Genomic DNA, 15,683 nt, shown 5'->3' on the forward strand with positions numbered 1-15,683 from the left:
CCGCGGGGATCATCCGCCTACCACGTCCGGCGCAGGGTCGCCGAGATGGTGCGGCCGGGGTTGTAGTAATCGGCCGTGCCGCTTCCCACCACGTGCTGGTTGTCCAGCAGGTTGCTGACGTTGACCGAGAGGCCGGTATTCTCGGCCAGGTCATAGGTGAAGGCCGCGTCCAGCAGCGTTGTCGCCTCGCTCATCCCGGTATCGTTCGCCAGGGTGTAGTAATAGGATCCGACATGCCGTGCCCCAAGGCCGAAGGTCATGTCACCCAGGGAGCCCTGACTCGGCATCGTGTAGGTCACCCAGACCGAGGCAAGATGCTCGGGCACGGTGGCGAACTGGTTGCCGGTCACGTCGGGGCCGGTATCGGGGCCGCGAAGCACTTCGGTGTCGGTATAGGCATAGGCGGCGACCACGTCCCAGCTTGCCGCAATCTCTGCCCTCGCCTCGATCTCGAAGCCGCGGGCGCGGGATTCGCCCACCACCTGCCGCTCGATGCTGCCGTCGCCCTGGACAACCGCGACGGTGACATTGTCCTGTGTCAGGTCATAGACCGAGGCCGAGATCAGCGCATTGGTGCCGGCGGGCTGATACTTGACGCCCAGTTCGTATTGCGACCCGCGCTCCGGCTCTACCCCGATATCGGGCGGGGCGACGGATTCCACGTAGCTTGCATAGGCCGAAATCTGATCCGTGACCTTGTAGGTCACCGCGCCGCGGAAGGAGGTTTCCGAAAAGTCGTCGCTGTCGTCAAAGGCCGTGCCGAAGGTCTGGCCCTTGCTGGCGAGGTCCAGCCAATCGTGACGCGCCCCGAAGGTGGCGATGATCCTGTCCGCAAAGGACAGGTTCTGCTGGATGAAGACCGAGCGGGTGTCATAGTTGCTGTCGCGCTCGCTGTAGACGTTCAGGCTGGCGGGCGCGCCGCTGTATTGCGGGTCCGACAGGTCGATGGGTGTAGCATCGCCGTAGACAGAGGTCTCGCTGGTCGAGGCGTTGCGGAACTCTGCGCCGAGCAGGGTACTGCTGTCGGTGGACCCGAAGCTGGTATCGTATTGCAAGATCACATTGCCGATCAGCTCTTCGGCGGTGCTGTCGGTGCCGAAATAGTCCCGTTCGACGATGTCGCCCACGCGCGTGGCGGAGTCGGTGAGGTAGACATAGCCGAAATCGTCGGTCAGGTCGCTGTAGCGCAGGTTGCCGCGCAGGGTCAGCCCGCCGCCGAAATCGTGCTGCAGCAGGGCCGTCAGGGTGCTGCGCTCGACGTCGTGATCGTTGTAATCCGGCTCGCCATAGAAGTTGCTGCGGTCATACTCGCGGTCCAGCGGGTAGCCGCCGCTGTTCGGGGTACCGTCGCGCTTGAGATGGTCGAACACGACGGAGAGGGTGGTATCGTCCGTCGGCCGCCAGCTGAGCCCGCCCATCAGGAAGGCCTCGTCATCGCGCGAGGTGGCGTATTCCAGCTTGCTGTCGCGGATCTTGCCGGTCAGCCGGTAGGCAAGGGTCTCGTCTTCATTCAGGGTGTCGCCAAAGTCGAAGCCGACCTCGGCCTGATCGAATGACCCCGCCTGGCCATAGACCTCGCCAAAGCGCATGAACTTCGGCACCTTGGTCACGAAGTTGACCGATCCGCCCGGATCCGAGGCGCCGAACAGGGTGGAGTTGGCGCCCTTCAGCACCTCCAGCCGTTCATAGGCATAGGGCTCCTCGCGCACGCCGCGCATCGTTCCCAGCGTCAGCCCGTCCCGGTAGGTCGAGGCCTGGAAGCCCCGCAGCAGGAAGTAATCGTTGCGGTCATCGCTGCCATAATAGTCGGTGACGATGCCGGCGGAGTATTGCAGCACTTCTTCGGTCGTGCCCGCGTCGCGGATCGTGATCTCTTTTTGGGTGATCACGGAGACCGAGGCGGGGGTGTCGAGGATGCTGGTCGCGACCTTGCCGCCGACCGACATCTCCTGTGCGACGATCGAGGCCGCGTCGTCGTCGGCCGCGGCGCCCGCGTAGACGATGATGGGCGACAGGCGGAAGGTCGTCTCATTTTCTGTCGCTGCGGTCTGCGCAAGCGCGCCCATCGGCAGCGCCACCAGCGCGGTGCAGCCCATCAGCAGGCGCGCGCAAAAGCGGAAACGGGGCCAGCGGCGCCGGATATCGTCGGGTCTTGAGTGCATGGGTTCGTATCCAAAGCTGGGGTGTGGTTCTGGCTGGCCCCTGGCGCCGGAGCGCCGCGTGCTTGCTGACCTTTGTCGATCGAGGCGCGCCACCCGGCGCCTGCGCGGTGCAGCCGAACAGGCGGCCGGTGCAGGGCACGGAGTGATCCGCCGCAAGCGCTACAGCACGCGCAGTGCGGCTGTCTTGTAGATTCAGACTGTTTTTGTCAGTTTCTATGGAAAAGTTGCGATCACACCGAGATCAAGGCGCAGAACCCCGCCTCCGCTGCTTGACGCTGCGCTGGCAAGATGAAAGGTCGACAGAAACGGTTGGCTTTCATCCCGCGAAAGGTGCCCCCGATGTCCAAGCTCTTCCGGAAGGGCCGAATGCTGATTGCGCTGTGCCTCGCGGCGGCTTTCTCTGCTGCCCCAGGGGCCGCAGACGAGTTTCCGGTGACACTCGAACATGCCTTCGGCAGCACCACCATCGCGCAAAAGCCGCAGCGGGTGGCAACTGTCGCCTGGGCCAACCATGAAGTGCCGCTGGCGCTTGGCGTGGTGCCGGTCGGCTTTGCCCGGGCCAATTTCGGCGATGACGATGGCGACGGGCTGCTGCCCTGGGTCGCGGAACGGCTTCAGGAACTGGACGCGGACGTTCCGCCGCTGTTCGACGAAGGCGACGGCATCGACTTCGAGGCGGTCGCGGCCACCGCGCCCGACGTGATCCTTGCCGCCTATTCCGGGCTCAGCCAGTCGGACTACGATACCCTCAGCGAGATCGCCCCCGTCGTCGCCTATCGCGAGGCGCCCTGGGCCACCGACTGGCGCGAGATGATCCGCCTCAACGGGGCCGCCATCGGCATGGCCGCGGAAGGCGAGGCGCTGATTGGCAAGATCGAGGGCGAGATTGCCGAGGTCGCGGCCCGCCACCCCGAGCTCAAGGGCAAGTCGGCGATGTTCGTGACCCATCTCGACATCCGCGATCTGAGTGTGATCCGCTTCTACACGGCCAACGACACGCGGGTGAAGTTCTTCGAGGACCTCGGCCTCGTCTCGCCCGCCTCGGTGCTGGGGGCGAGCGAGGGCGGCAGCTTCTCTGCCGAGGTCAGTGCCGAGCGGATCGACAGCTTTGATGACGTGGACATCGTCGTTACCTATGGCGGCATGGCGCTGATGGACCGGGTTCGCAAGAACCTGCTGACCTCGCGGATGAAGACGGTGGAAACCGGCGCGGTCGTGCTGCTGGGGAACGATCCGGTCGGCACCGCCGCCAACCCGACGCCCCTGTCGATATCCTGGGTGCTGGAGGACTATGCCGCGCTGCTGGCCGAGGCGGCGCGCAAGGCAGAATGATCACGCCCGTTTCCTCCCCGGCGGCCTTCCCTTCCCGGCGCCCCGGCAGCGTGCGCCTGCTCTGGCTGCTGGTGGCCTTGGCGGCGCTGCTGCTGGTCTGCGGGTTGTCGGTGACCATCGGCACACGGGATGTCGCTTGGTCCGACATCCTCGCCGGGCTTGGCGGAGAGACGGCCACGATCGGCCAATCGGTGGTTGCCGTGAGGGTGCCGCGCACCGTCCTTGCGGTGCTGGCCGGGGCGGCGCTTGGCCTGTCGGGCGCGGTGATGCAAGGGATCACGCGCAGCCCGCTGGCCGATCCCGGCATCCTTGGTGTGAATGCGGGCGCAGCCCTGGCGGTGGTGATCGGGATGGCCTGGTTCGGGTTAGCGTCGCTTGGCGGCTATCTGTGGACTGCGATCCTGGGTGCGGCGGGCGCGGCCTGCCTGGTTTATGCCATCGGGTCGGTCGGCCGCGGCGGGGCAACGCCCTTGAAGCTCGCGCTCGGCGGAGCCGCCACCTCGATTGCCATGTCCTCGTTCACGGTGGCCATCATCCTTCCGCGCAATGATATCGCCGGATCCGTGCAGTCCTGGCAGATAGGGGGCGTCGGTGGCGCCAGCTACGACGCGATTGCCGCGATGCTGCCGTTCCTTGTTGTTGGGTTCGCGGTCAGCCTTCTATCGGCGCGCAACCTCAACATGCTGGCGCTTGGCGACGAAGCCGCGGCCGGTCTGGGCGTTCCGGTTGCGCTGAGCCGACTTGCCGCCGCTGCTGGGGCGGTCCTGCTCTGCGGCGCGATCACGGCGATCTGCGGGCCGATCGGCTTTGTCGGGCTCGTCGTGCCGCATCTGTGCCGGTTGCTGGTCGGCGTCGATCACCGCTGGCAGCTGCCGTTCTCGGCCCTGACCGGGGCGGTGCTGCTGGTGCTGGCCGACGTGGTGGGCCGCATCGTTGCCCGCCCGGGCGAGCTGGATGTGGGCATCGTCACCGCCTTTGTCGGCGCGCCGGTGTTCATCTGGATCGTCCGGCGCAGAAGGATCCGCGAGCTGTGAGCGCTCTTGACCTCAGCGCCCGCGTCGCCCGCCACCGGCGTAGCGTCTCCCGCCGGTCCACCCGCCTTGCGCTCGCCTTGCTGGCTGTGCTGCTGGCCGGGCTGGCCCTGACGCTGATGCTGGGACAAAGCCTGACGCCGCCGCTGGACGTGCTGCGGGTGCTGGCCGGGCATGATGTGCCGGGCGCGTCCTTTACCGTGGGGCGGTTGCGGCTGCCGCGGGCGATCATCTCCATCCTCGCGGGCCTCAGCTTCGGCCTTGGCGGGGCCGCCTGCCAGACCCTGCTGCGCAGCCCGCTGGCCAGCCCCGACATCATCGGCATCTCTGCCGGCAGCAGCGCCGCGGCGGTCTTTGCCATCGTGGTGCTGGCCTGGACCGGGCCGGCGGTGTCGGTGCTTGCCGTCGTCTGCGGTCTCGGCACCGCCTGCCTGATCTACCTGTTGGCCTGGCGCGGCGGGGTGGCGGGCACGCGGCTGATCCTCGTCGGGATCGGCATTTCGGCGATGCTGCAAAGCGTGATCGCCTACATGCTGCTGCAAGCCCCCGAATGGAGCCTGCAAGAGGCGCTGCGCTGGCTGACCGGCAGCGTCAACGGCGCAAGGCTGCCGGATGCGGTACCGCTGCTACTCTCGCTCGGCGTCTTCGGCACGATCCTTCTGGCGCAGGGCGCAAACCTTCAGGCGATGCAGCTTGGCGATGACAAGGCCGCCGCGCTTGGCGTGCGGCTGGCGCGCACCCGGCTGCTGACGATCGTGGCTGTGGTCGGGTTGATCGCGGTTGCAACTGCCGTGGTCGGCCCCATCGCCTTCGTCGCCTTTCTTTCCGGCCCCATCGCGGCGCGGATTGCGGCACCGGGGCAGCCGGTGCTGATCCCCGCCGCGCTGATCGGGGCGGCGCTGGTGCTGCTGGGCGATTATGCCGGGCAGTTCCTGTTGCCGGGGCGCTACCCGGTCGGCGTCGTGACCGGGGCGCTTGGCGCGCCCTACCTCATCTACCTGATCGTCCGGATGAACCGGGCAGGAGGCACGATATGATCCCCCCCGGCCTTGTCGCCCGCGGCATCCATGCCGGCTACCGGGACCAGCCCGTCCTGCAGGGGCTCGACCTTGCGCTGCCGCCCGGCCGCATCACCGCCATCGTCGGTGCGAATGCCTGCGGCAAGTCCACACTGCTGCATACGATGTCGCGGCTGCTGGCTCCGGCGCAGGGCCAGGTGCTGCTGGATGGCAAATCGGTGCATCAGATGGCCCCGAAAGAGCTTGCGCGGCGAATGGGGCTGTTGCCGCAATCCCCCGTCGCGCCCGACGGCATCACCGTGCTGGACCTCGTCAGCCGCGGCCGCCACCCGCATCACGGGCTGCTGTCGCGCTGGACCCGCGCGGATGACGCGGCCGTTGCCTCGGCGCTGGAGGCGACGGGCACTGCGGATCTGGCCGAACGCGCGGTGGACGAGCTGTCAGGCGGCCAGCGCCAGCGGGTCTGGATCGCGATGGCGCTGGCGCAGGAAACCGGCCTTCTGCTGCTGGATGAGCCGACGACCTTCCTCGACATCGCGCATCAGGTCGAGGTGCTGGACCTGCTCACCGACCTCAACCAGTCGCGCGGAACGACCATCGTCATGGTGCTGCACGACCTGAACCTTGCAGCGCGCTATGCCGACACGCTGGTGGCGATGCTGGCCGGCCGCGTCCATGCCGCCGGCGCGCCTGAGGATGTGCTGACCGTGGACCTTGTGGCGGCCGTGTTCGGACTGCCTTGCGTCACGCTGCCCGACCCTGTGACCGGCCGCCCGATGATGCTGCCCATTGGCCGCCACAGGTTGCTGGGGTCAGGCGAGACGAGCACCTTTTCCCCGCCCGGCTGACGCATTTGCGCCAAAGCGCAATTGGCGGCCCTCACCTCCCGACAATGCCCTCGATCGGCGGCAATGGCACCGGCTGGGTGACCCGTTCGGGATCACGCCGCTCGTAGAAGGCGTTCCCGCCGGTGGTCAGCACGTAATGCATGTTGTTGTAGGAGGCGCGGTAGCTCGCCGCATGGAAGAACTGCGCGTTGCCGACAAGGGGGTGGCGCTGGCCGCGCAGCACCGACCGCGCGGCTTGAGGCACCAGAGGGGCCGTCCGCGTCTCCATCCGGCGGTCCAGCACACCGGGCGCGAACTGGTTGCGCTGGCCGACGACGCCGCAGACGCTGCGCGGATACTGGCCGGATTCGACGCGGTTCATCACCACGCTTCCGACGGCGACCATGCCGTCGAGGCTGGAGCGGTTGGATTCGAAATACATCGCGCGTTCCATGCATTCGACTTCGGTATGCCGCGCGCCGCAGCTTGTCAGCAGCGCGAGCGCGAGACTCGCACCAGCAAGGCGCAGGGCAGTTCGGGTTCGGGTCATGGTGGTCCTGCTCATCTTGTTTTTTCCTATCCTAGCGTGGAATCCGTCCGAATTGCAGCGGTTTTGTCGGGGCAATGCGGATGCGGGGGCCAAAGCCGAGCGTGGATGATTTGCGGGCCGCATTGTGCATGAATGATCATCTTGGATCAGGTTGCGAAGAAATTATTGCACCCACGATTTAATTGCGTCATTCTCAGCCAGGGGGAGGACGAAGCATGAGCGAACATCGGCGACATCAAGCTGTTCTGCAGTTGTTGGCGAACCGGCCTTTCCTGTCGGTGCACGACCTTGTCGCCGCCACGGGCGTTTCTCCTGCCACAGTCCGGCGTGACATTGAAAAACTGGATGCGGCGGGCCTTTCGAAGAAGGTCCATGGCGGCATCGCGGCACTAGAGGGGCAGGAGCGGCGCGCCGTGGCTCTGCCGTTCATTGTCAACCGTGACATTGCCACCGAGGCCAAGCGCGCCATTGCCAAGGCGGCTGGCCAGATCGTGCGCGATGGCAGCCTGATCATCATCCACGCCGGCTCCACCTGCTTTCATTTCGGCGCGCATATCGCCGACCGGAACCTGCGCGTCTTCACCAATTCCATGCCGCTGGCCGCCTATCTGGCCGAGAATGGCACCTGCCAGTTGACGGTGGGCGGGGGTGACCTGCACCGCGAGCCGGGCGTGCTCTACGATCCGCAGCGCGCGCCGGACAGCTTCTACGGCTCGCAGTTCTTCGTGGGTGCGCTTGGCATCAGTTCGCGCGGGCTGCTGGAATCGCACCCACTATTGGTGCGCTTCATCAATGAGATGGTCGAGCTGGCGAACGAGGTCGTGGTGCTGGTGGACAGCCGCAAGTTCGCCGAGCGGCCGCCCAACGTGGCGCTGCCGCTGGCCCGCGTGAACCGGCTGATCACCGATGACGGGCTGTCGGACGCGGATGCGCAGATGCTGGAGGATCAGGGCGTGGACTACATCATCGCCGAGACCGGGCAGGTGGCGGCATGAGCGGCGCTGTCATGCTGGAGATGCGCGGCATCTCGAAGACCTTCGGGCCGATCCGCGCTCTCAGGGATGTATCCCTGACGCTGCGCGCCGGCGAGGTCCATGCCCTGATGGGCGAGAACGGCGCCGGCAAGTCGACGCTGATGAAGATCCTGTCGGGGGCCTATACGCCCGATCCGGGCGGCGAGGTGATGGTCGGGGGCGCACCGCTTGTCACCGGCGATCCCAAGGCCGCCAAGGCCGCGGGCATCGCCGTGATCTATCAGGAACTGTCGCTGGCCCCGAACCTCAGCGTGGCTGAGAACCTGTTTCTGGGCGCCGAGCGGTCACGCTTGGGCATCGTCAGCCGCCACCGCATGGCGGCCGAGACGCGCCCGATCCTCGACAGGCTGGGCGTTGGCTTCGGTCCCGAGACCCAGGTCGCCACCCTGTCGATGGGCGAGCGGCAACTGGTCGAGATAGCCCGGGCCATCGGCGCCAATGCGCGGATCGTGGTCATGGACGAGCCGACCACCTCGCTTTCCAGCCGCGAGGCGGAAAAGCTGTTCGACGTGATCGCCGACCTCAAGGCCCAAGGCATCGCCATCGTCTATATCAGCCACCGCATGGACGAGATCTATCGCCTGTCAGACCGCTGCTCGGTGCTGCGCGATGGTGGGTATGTCGGCACGCTGGACCGGGCAGAGCTGTCGGCGTCCAAGCTGGTGTCGATGATGGTCGGGCGCGATCTGAGCACCTTCTACAAGAAGGACCATAAGCAGGTCGCGGCGGGGGAGCCGGTGCTGGCGGTCGAGGGCATGGGCGATGGCCGGCTGGTACAGGGGTGCAGCTTCACTGTGCGCGCAGGCGAGGTGCTGGGGATCGCGGGGCTGGTCGGGTCCGGCCGGACCGAACTGGCGCGGCTGATCTATGGCGCGGATCCCGCGGCTTCTGGCCGGGTGCTGCTGGACGGGCGCGACGTGACGCCCCGCACCCCGCGCGAGGCGCTGGCGGCGGGCATCGTCTACCTGACCGAGGATCGCAAGGGGCTCGGCCTGTTCCTCGACATGACCATCGCCGACAACATCAACATGTGCGTGATTGGCAGCGACGCCCACGCCGTCGGCGTGATCGATTTCGCGCGGGTCCGGCAGCGCGCGGCCTCTGCGATGTCCGCGCTCGCGATCAAGGCGCCCTCGGCGCGGCTGACGGTCGGCGCCCTTTCGGGAGGCAACCAGCAGAAGGTTCTGCTGGCCCGGCTGCTGGAGCTGGAGCCGCGGGTGATCTTGCTGGACGAGCCGACGCGGGGTGTCGATGTCGGCGCGAAATCCGAAATCTACCGCCTGATCGACGGGCTGGCGCAGCGCGGCATGGCCGTCGTGATGATTTCCAGCGAGCTGCCGGAGATCATCGGCGTGGCCGACCGCGTGCTGGTGATGCGCGAGGGCCGCATCGTGGGTGAGATCACCGCCGCCCCCGGCGCGCCGATCACGCAAGAGGCGGTCATGACCTTTTCGACCGGCGCCGCGCCCGAGACGGCCCAAATCCCCATCCCGCAGGAGGAGCTGTGATGACCGACCAAAACGCCCGCACCGTGCAGGGCCAGCAGGCGCGAATGCGCACCTTCGTCCGCGCGCTTGGAATGCTGCCTGTGCTGGTGATCCTGGCCATCGCGTTCGAGCTGATCAGCGGGCGCTTCCTGTCCACCAACAACCTGTCGATCGTGATGCAGCAGGCCTCGATCAATATCGTGCTGGCGGCGGGGATGACCTATGTCATCCTGACCGGCGGGATCGACCTTTCAGTCGGCTCGATCCTGTCGGCCTCGGCCATGGCGTCGCTGATCGCCTCGGTCACCCCCGGATGGGGGGCGATGGCCATTCCCGCGGGGCTGGCGACGGGGCTGGCCTTCGGGCTGATCAACGGCTGCCTCATCGCCTTTCTGAGGTTGCCGCCCTTCATCGTCACCCTCGGCTCCTTGACGGCGGTGCGGGGCATCGCGCGGCTGATGGGATCGGACACGACCGTCTTCAACGCCGACCTGCCCTTTGCCGCCATGGGCAACGCGACCTTCCTGGGCATCCCGTGGCTGGCGATCATCGCGCTTGGAATCATCATTGCCTCGTGGTTCATCCTGCGCCGGACGGTGCTTGGCACCTGGATCTACGCCGTGGGCGGCAACCAGGAGGCCGCGCGCCTGACCGGCATCAAGGTCTGGCTGGTGCTGCTGTTCGTCTATGGCATCTCGGGCCTGCTGGCGGGGCTTGGCGGCGTGATGTCGGCCGCACGGCTCTATGCCGCGAACGGGCTGCAACTGGGCCAGGCCTACGAGCTCGACGCGATCGCCGCCGTCATCCTGGGCGGGACCAGCTTTGTCGGCGGCGTCGGCTCGATCTGGGGCACGCTGATCGGCGCGTTGATCATCGCCGTGCTGTCGAACGGGCTGATCCTCAGCGGCGTGTCCGACATCTGGCAATTCATCATCAAGGGGCTGGTGATCATCGTCGCCGTCTCGCTTGACCGGCTGCGCCTGCAAGGCAACGCCCGCACCTGAACTACGTCGCATTATTGGGAGGATACCATGCGAACCATCACCACCATGCTTGGCACGGCCGCCGCCGTGATCACCCTGACCGGCAGCGCCGGCGCCCAGGAACTGGAGCGCATCGGCATTTCGGTCGGACTGCTTGGCAACCCGTTCTTCGTGGCGACCATCGCCGGGATCGAGGACCGCGCCCGCGAGATCAACCCCGATGTGGAGATCACCTCGGTCTCGGCCGACTATGACCTGAACCGCCAGTCCTCGCAGATCGACAGCTTCATCGCGGCCGGCATGAACATCATCATGCTCAACGCCGTCGATGCCGAGGCCATTGCCCCCGCAGTGCAGCGCGCCAAGGCCGCCGGCGTCGTCGTCGCCGCCTTCGACGTCTCGGCGCCGGGCGCGGATGTCACGGTGATGACCGACAACGTCGATGCCGGGCGGAAGGCCTGCCAGTACATCGTCGATCACCTGAACGGGACCGGCGATGTCGTCATCATCAACGGCCCGCAATCCTCGTCGATCCGCGACCGGGTCGCCGGTTGCCAGGAGGTGTTTTCCGCCAATAGCGGGATCAATGTGCTGTCGTCGGACCAGAACGGTCAGGGCTCGCGCGATGGCGGGCTGAATGTCATGCAGGGCCTGCTGACCCGCCATGACAAGATCGACGCCGTGTTTGCCATCAACGATCCGACGGCCATCGGCGCGCAACTCGCCGCCCGCCAACTGGGACGGTCGGAGTTCATCATCACCGGCGTCGACGGCGCCCCGGACATCGAGGAGGCGCTGAAGGACCCCGAGGCGCTGATCAAGGCCTCCGCCTCGCAGGACCCCTATGTGATGGCCGGGCAATCGCTGGAAATGGCCTATGAGTTCTTCCAGGGCAATGTCCCCGCAGAGGACACGATCCTGCTGGAGCCGCAGCTGATCACCTCCGACAACCTTGCCGAGTATCAGGGCTGGACCGCCGTCCGCTGAAGATGCCGCATGGCAGGCGGCCCTCCGGGGCCGCCTGCAGACCCTCCGGGCGGCTCCGTCGCGCTGCCCCCGCCAGGCCCCTGTTCCCGGAACCCGACCATGCCATTGACCGAGCTTAAGAATGCCGTCCTCGAGGCCAATCTTGCAACCGTTCAGCACGGGTTGGTCATCGCGACCTTCGGCAATGCCAGCGGCATCGACCGGGGCGCCGGGCGGGTGGTCATCAAGCCAAGCGGCGTGCCCTATGACCAGATGACCGCCGAGGCGATGGTGGTTACTGACTTGAACGGGCAGGTGCTGGACAACCGGCTGCGCGCCTCGTCGGATCTTGGAACGCACCTTGCGCTCTACCGTGCCTTTCCCGAAATCGGCTCGGTCATCCATACCCATTCGACCTTTGCCACGATCATGGCGCAGGCGATGGTGCCGATCCCGCCGTTCGGAACCACCCATGCCGACTACTTCCGCGGCGAGATCCCGGTGACCCGCCCGCTGACGCCCGATGAGACCGGCGCCGACTATGTCGAAGCCACCGGCGCCGTCATCGTCGAGACGTTCCGGGGGCGCGACCCGCTGGACGTTCCCGCCGTGCTGGTCGCGGGGCACGGCCCCTTCGTCTGGGGGCGCACCCCCGAAGAGGCGACGCTGAACGCGCTGATCCTGGAAGAGGTGGCGCGCATGGCCTGGCACGCGATGATGCTGCGTCCCGCCCTGCAGCCGATTGCGACGCATCTGCTCGACCGTCATTTCCTGCGCAAGCACGGCGCCGATGCCACCTACGGGCAGCCGTCGTGACCGGCGCCGGGGGGCCGCGCCATCTGGTTGCAGGTGCCGATTTCGGCACGCTGAGCGTACGCGTCACGATCATGGACACTGGCTCGGGCGAAGCTCTGGCCGTCGCGGTTGCGCCTTATCCGCTCAAGCGCAGCGCCGCCGATCCCTTGCTGGGCCAGCAGGCCCACGCCGACCACATGCAGGCCCTTGCCGCGGCGATGCGCGAGGCGATTGCCGCGGCGGGGATCGACGGCCAGGACATCGCGGCTTTCGCCGCCGATACCACCGGGTCCAGCGTGGTGATGGTGGATGACGCGCTGCAGCCGCTGGACGACTATTACCTCTGGTGCGACCACCGCGCCCATGCCGAGGCTGCCGAGATCACCGCCCTTGGCCGCGCCCGCGGTATCGAGGCGCTGGATTGGTGCGGCGGCACCTATTCGCACGAATGGGGCTACTCCAAGCTGCTGCATTTCCTGCGCCACAATCCCGGCAAGCGCGACAAGGTCGCGACCGCGCTGGAGCATTGCGACATGCTGGTGGCGACGCTCTGCGGGATTACCGCCGTCGACCAGCTGCCGCGCAGCATCTGCGCGATGGGCCACAAATGGATGTGGTCGCCGAAATGGCGCGGACTGCCGCCGCAGGACTTCCTGTCCGCCGTCGACCCGCTGCTGGACGGGATCAACGCCAAGCTCGGCGGGCGCTATGGCAGCTCGGACCAGATCGCCGGGACCCTGTCGGCGCAGTGGGCCGAGAGGCTGGGGCTGCGCGCGGGCATCCCGATTCCGTTCGGGGCCTTTGATGCGCATTGGGACGCGGTCGGCGCCGGGATCCGCACCGGGGAGGTGGTGAACGTGGTCGGAACCTCCACCTGCATCATCGCGGCGATGGGGGCCGATACGCCGCCCGTCGCCGGCATCTGCGGCGCGGTGCCCGGCAGCGTCCTGCCCGGCGCGATGGGGGTGGAGGCGGGGCAATCGGCCACCGGTGATATCTTTGAGGCGATTGCCCGCCGCGCAGGCACCGATGTTGCGACCCTCGCCCAAGGCCTCGGCGCGATGGGGCCGGGCAGCACCGGGCTGATGCGGCTGGTCTGGGACAACGGCGACCGGACGATCCTGACGCGCCCGGATCTGGGCGGCATCACCCTGGGATGGGACCTCGCCCATACCGCTGCGGACGAGTTGCATGCCGCCATCGAGGGCATGGCGATGCATGTCCGGCTGATCCTGGACCGGATGGGCGGCGGCGCCCCGTTCTTGCGCGTCATCAACGCGGGCGGCATCCCGCAGAAGAACCCCGCGCTGAACCAGATCTATGCCGATGTGCTGTCGGTCGAGCTGCATGTCCCCGCCCGATCCCCCGTCGGTGTCGGCGCCTGCATCTTCGCCGCGCTGGCTGCCGGGCATTTCCCCGATGTCGCCGCGGCCCAGGCCGCGCTTTGCCCGCCGACCGAGGTGTTTCGGCCCAATGCGGGCACACGGGCGCCCTACGAGGCGCTGTTCGGACTGTTCAGCAAGCTCTATCTGGGCTTCGGCCAGGGCGCGCCTTGCGATCTGGGCGACGTATTGCCCCGGCTGCGCCAGTTCCGGCTTGGCCAGCTTGCGCACTAAGGAGAGAGCAGAATGGAACGGTCCCGCATCAACACCGCGATCCGCAGCGCCGAGGCGGTGCTTGAGCGCCATGGCTGGCACCTGCCCGATTGGGCCAACTGGACGCCCAAGGACCATGCGCGCGAGCCGGATTTGGCCGCCTATCTGCACGAGCGGCAGCTGGGATGGGACGTGACGGATTTCGGCCTTGGCGATTTCGCGCGGCAGGGGCTGACATTGTTTTGCGTACGCAACGGGCGACAGGGCGATGTGTCAAGCCTGCCCTATGCGGAAAAGCTGCTGTTCGTCGCCGAGGGTCAGGTCACCCCCTTCCACGCCCACAAGGTCAAGCTCGAGGACATCATCGTGCGCGGCGGCGGCAACCTGATGGTGGCCTTCAGCCCTGAGGGCAGTTTCGACAGCGCCCCGGTCATGGTCGATGGCCGCGAGGTTGCAGACCCCTATTCCGCCCCGGTCCGGCTTCGGCCGGGACAGAGCGTCACGATTCCGCGCGGCCTGCAGCACAGCTTCTGGGGCGAGGAGGGCAGGGGAGATGTCTTCGTCGCCGAGGTCAGCCAGTCCAATGACGACCTGACCGACAATTACTTCCGCGAACCGATCGGCCGTTTTGCGAGCATTGACGAAGACGAACCCGCGCACCGGCTTTTGTGGAACGAGTCGCGATAACGCACGGCGGCAGGTCAAGCAGGAGCTGATCAGCCGACGAGCGCGGCCCGCAATGCGGCGCAGCCTGCGCCGAGCGGGTCCTCGCCGCCTTCGGCATGAAAAACCTGCGCGATCTGCCGGATGCCGGGGCGGGCCGAGGGCGCCCGGTTGGATGATTGTGTTATAGATCGACTCCGACGCGCTTCGCACGCGCTCGCAATGCCTTGGATCGCTGCGAAGAATGTACCGGCGCAAGAACAGATTCCCCGCCCTTCCGGACAGTGGGCCGGGAACGCTTCTCATCGCATTCGCTCGGTGCCCGACCTGTTTCTGGTCCGCTTCGTGGCCCCACCCAGAAAGTCTCGGGTGGGGCGCCTGGATTACGCGGGATGAGTCAGTCCGCCATCCCGTAGGTTTCCACATCCACTCTTGAGAAGATGTGCTCGTTGAGCAGTGCGATCACCGCTTCGGCGCCCGCGTAAGCGCCGCACCTTGCGTCGGCCACTCATCCAAACCGGGCAAGCCATCGCCTGACCCCCCAGCCCACCGCTGCGTGGAAGGCCAGCGCAATCACCGTCACCAGCGCGAGCGCGGCAAAGCTCAGGTCGATCCACATCCGGCCGTTGGCGTGGATCATCACTGCCCCCAGCCCCTCGGACCCGCCAACCCATTCGCCGATCACCGCCCCGACGGGGGCATAGACGGCCGCCAGCTTCAGCCCGCTGCCCAGCATCGGCAGCGCCATCGGAATGCGCAGGTGCCACATTTCCCGCCAGCCATTCGCACCCATCGTCCGCGCCAGATCCAGATGCGCGGTCGATGTCCTCTCCAGCCCGTCGAAGAACGCCGAGGCGACGGGAAAGAAGCAGATCAGCGCCGACACCACGATCTTGGGAGCCATGCCATAGCCCAGCCACAGCGTCAGGATCGGCGCCAGTGCAAAGATCGGGATCATCTGCGACACCAGCAGGGCCGGGCGCAGTGCCGTCGCCACGCGCGGGCTGGCCGCCATCAGCAGCGCCAACAGGCTGCCCGCCCCGGCGCCGAGGATGAAGCCGGCCACGATCTCGGTCGATGTGCGCAGCGCCGCGCGGGCCAGCACCTCGTGATGCGTCAGCAGCGCCTCGGCCACCGCCCGTGGCCCAGGCAGCAGGAAGGGCGGCAGGCCGGTCGCCACCACCAGCGCCTGCCACAGCACAATCCCCGCGACACCTATGGCAAGCGGCGCCAGGGCCG

13 protein-coding genes and 2 pseudogenes are annotated in these 15,683 nt (G+C 67.1%); 12 read left to right on the forward strand and 3 right to left on the reverse strand.

The genetic code is table 11. From position 1 onward, the window contains the following. Nucleotides 1-17: 17 nt before the first annotated feature. On the reverse strand, nucleotides 18-2,162 hold the full coding sequence (locus GVY41_RS00705; protein WP_161342386.1) for a TonB-dependent siderophore receptor: 2,145 nt from the start codon (nucleotides 2,160-2,162) through the stop codon (nucleotides 18-20). Between the two features lie 366 nt (nucleotides 2,163-2,528). Between GVY41_RS00705 and GVY41_RS00710 the strand changes: the two genes are divergently transcribed. From GVY41_RS00710 to GVY41_RS00725, 4 genes are read left to right on the forward strand one after another with little or no spacing between them, the layout of a single operon-like run. Next, on the forward strand, nucleotides 2,529-3,494 hold the full coding sequence (locus GVY41_RS00710) for an iron-siderophore ABC transporter substrate-binding protein (protein ID WP_161343082.1): 966 nt from the start codon (nucleotides 2,529-2,531) through the stop codon (nucleotides 3,492-3,494). Beyond that, the gene (locus GVY41_RS00715) at nucleotides 3,491-4,528 is read left to right on the forward strand and encodes a FecCD family ABC transporter permease (protein ID WP_161342388.1); all 1,038 of its coding nucleotides are present in this window, start codon (nucleotides 3,491-3,493) and stop codon (nucleotides 4,526-4,528) included. Before GVY41_RS00710 ends, GVY41_RS00715 begins: the two co-directional genes overlap by 4 nt. Next, a complete protein-coding gene (locus tag GVY41_RS00720; protein ID WP_161342390.1) occupies nucleotides 4,525-5,562 on the forward strand; it encodes a FecCD family ABC transporter permease in 1,038 nt (345 codons plus the stop codon). Before GVY41_RS00715 ends, GVY41_RS00720 begins: the two co-directional genes overlap by 4 nt. Further along, on the forward strand, nucleotides 5,559-6,392 hold the full coding sequence (locus GVY41_RS00725) for an ABC transporter ATP-binding protein (protein WP_161342392.1): 834 nt from the start codon (nucleotides 5,559-5,561) through the stop codon (nucleotides 6,390-6,392). Before GVY41_RS00720 ends, GVY41_RS00725 begins: the two co-directional genes overlap by 4 nt. A gap of 31 nt (nucleotides 6,393-6,423) precedes the next feature. On the opposite strand, the gene GVY41_RS00730 is transcribed toward GVY41_RS00725, so the two are convergent. Next, nucleotides 6,424-6,921 carry a cell wall hydrolase gene (locus GVY41_RS00730; protein WP_161343084.1) on the reverse strand — a complete coding sequence of 166 codons (498 nt, stop codon included), beginning with the start codon at nucleotides 6,919-6,921 and terminating at the stop codon, nucleotides 6,424-6,426. Between the two features lie 215 nt (nucleotides 6,922-7,136). Between GVY41_RS00730 and GVY41_RS00735 the strand changes: the two genes are divergently transcribed. The 8 genes and pseudogenes from GVY41_RS00735 (at nucleotide 7,137) to GVY41_RS00765 (ending at nucleotide 14,468) form a co-directional block, all read left to right on the forward strand. Then, a complete protein-coding gene (locus GVY41_RS00735) occupies nucleotides 7,137-7,916 on the forward strand; it encodes a DeoR/GlpR family DNA-binding transcription regulator (RefSeq protein ID WP_161342394.1) in 780 nt (259 codons plus the stop codon). 71 nt (nucleotides 7,917-7,987) lie between these two features. Continuing rightward, nucleotides 7,988-8,416, forward strand: a pseudogene (locus GVY41_RS20655) (ATP-binding cassette domain-containing protein); the annotation flags it as partial. 327 nt (nucleotides 8,417-8,743) lie between these two features. Beyond that, nucleotides 8,744-9,463: pseudogene (locus GVY41_RS20660) on the forward strand (ATP-binding cassette domain-containing protein); the annotation flags it as partial. Continuing rightward, entirely contained in the window at nucleotides 9,463-10,446 is a 984-nt protein-coding gene (locus tag GVY41_RS00745) for an ABC transporter permease subunit (RefSeq protein ID WP_161342398.1), read from the forward strand. The pseudogene GVY41_RS20660 and the gene GVY41_RS00745, both read left to right, overlap by 1 nt. A gap of 27 nt (nucleotides 10,447-10,473) precedes the next feature. Continuing rightward, a complete protein-coding gene (locus GVY41_RS00750) occupies nucleotides 10,474-11,412 on the forward strand; it encodes an ABC transporter substrate-binding protein (protein ID WP_161342400.1) in 939 nt (312 codons plus the stop codon). A 99-nt stretch (nucleotides 11,413-11,511) separates the two neighbouring features. Then, nucleotides 11,512-12,207, forward strand: a complete 696-nt coding sequence (gene araD / locus GVY41_RS00755) for an L-ribulose-5-phosphate 4-epimerase AraD (protein ID WP_161342402.1) — start codon at nucleotides 11,512-11,514, stop codon at nucleotides 12,205-12,207. Continuing rightward, entirely contained in the window at nucleotides 12,204-13,802 is a 1,599-nt protein-coding gene (locus GVY41_RS00760) for a ribulokinase (RefSeq protein WP_202456059.1), read from the forward strand. The genes araD and GVY41_RS00760 overlap by 4 nt, the downstream gene beginning before the upstream one ends. 12 nt (nucleotides 13,803-13,814) lie before the next feature. After that, nucleotides 13,815-14,468, forward strand: coding sequence for a D-lyxose/D-mannose family sugar isomerase (locus GVY41_RS00765; protein WP_161342404.1), 654 nt, complete (start codon nucleotides 13,815-13,817; stop codon nucleotides 14,466-14,468). Nucleotides 14,469-14,952: 484 nt separating this feature from the next. Here the strand turns inward: GVY41_RS00765 and GVY41_RS00770 are convergent, their stop codons facing one another. Continuing rightward, nucleotides 14,953-15,678, reverse strand: a complete 726-nt coding sequence (locus GVY41_RS00770; protein WP_161343088.1) for an ABC transporter permease — start codon at nucleotides 15,676-15,678, stop codon at nucleotides 14,953-14,955. Between the last annotated feature and the right edge of the window lie 5 nt (nucleotides 15,679-15,683).

The organism is Frigidibacter albus (genome assembly GCF_009908165.1).
Taxonomy (GTDB): domain Bacteria; phylum Pseudomonadota; class Alphaproteobacteria; order Rhodobacterales; family Rhodobacteraceae; genus Frigidibacter; species Frigidibacter albus.

Bases quoted from the DNA above. Each gene is read 5' to 3' on its own strand.
- GVY41_RS00705 (WP_161342386.1), bottom strand. From the start codon at position 2,162: ATGCACTCAAGACCCGACGATATCCGGCGCCGCTGGCCCCGTTTCCGC.
- GVY41_RS00710 (WP_161343082.1), top strand. From the start codon at position 2,529: ATGCTGATTGCGCTGTGCCTCGCGGCGGCTTTCTCTGCTGCCCCAGGG.
- GVY41_RS00715 (WP_161342388.1), top strand. From the start codon at position 3,491: ATGATCACGCCCGTTTCCTCCCCGGCGGCCTTCCCTTCCCGGCGCCCC.
- GVY41_RS00725 (WP_161342392.1), top strand. From the start codon at position 5,559: ATGATCCCCCCCGGCCTTGTCGCCCGCGGCATCCATGCCGGCTACCGG.
- GVY41_RS00730 (WP_161343084.1), bottom strand. From the start codon at position 6,921: ATGACCCGAACCCGAACTGCCCTGCGCCTTGCTGGTGCGAGTCTCGCG.
- GVY41_RS00735 (WP_161342394.1), top strand. From the start codon at position 7,137: ATGAGCGAACATCGGCGACATCAAGCTGTTCTGCAGTTGTTGGCGAAC.
- GVY41_RS00745 (WP_161342398.1), top strand. From the start codon at position 9,463: ATGACCGACCAAAACGCCCGCACCGTGCAGGGCCAGCAGGCGCGAATG.
- GVY41_RS00750 (WP_161342400.1), top strand. From the start codon at position 10,474: ATGCGAACCATCACCACCATGCTTGGCACGGCCGCCGCCGTGATCACC.
- araD (WP_161342402.1), top strand. From the start codon at position 11,512: ATGCCATTGACCGAGCTTAAGAATGCCGTCCTCGAGGCCAATCTTGCA.
- GVY41_RS00765 (WP_161342404.1), top strand. From the start codon at position 13,815: ATGGAACGGTCCCGCATCAACACCGCGATCCGCAGCGCCGAGGCGGTG.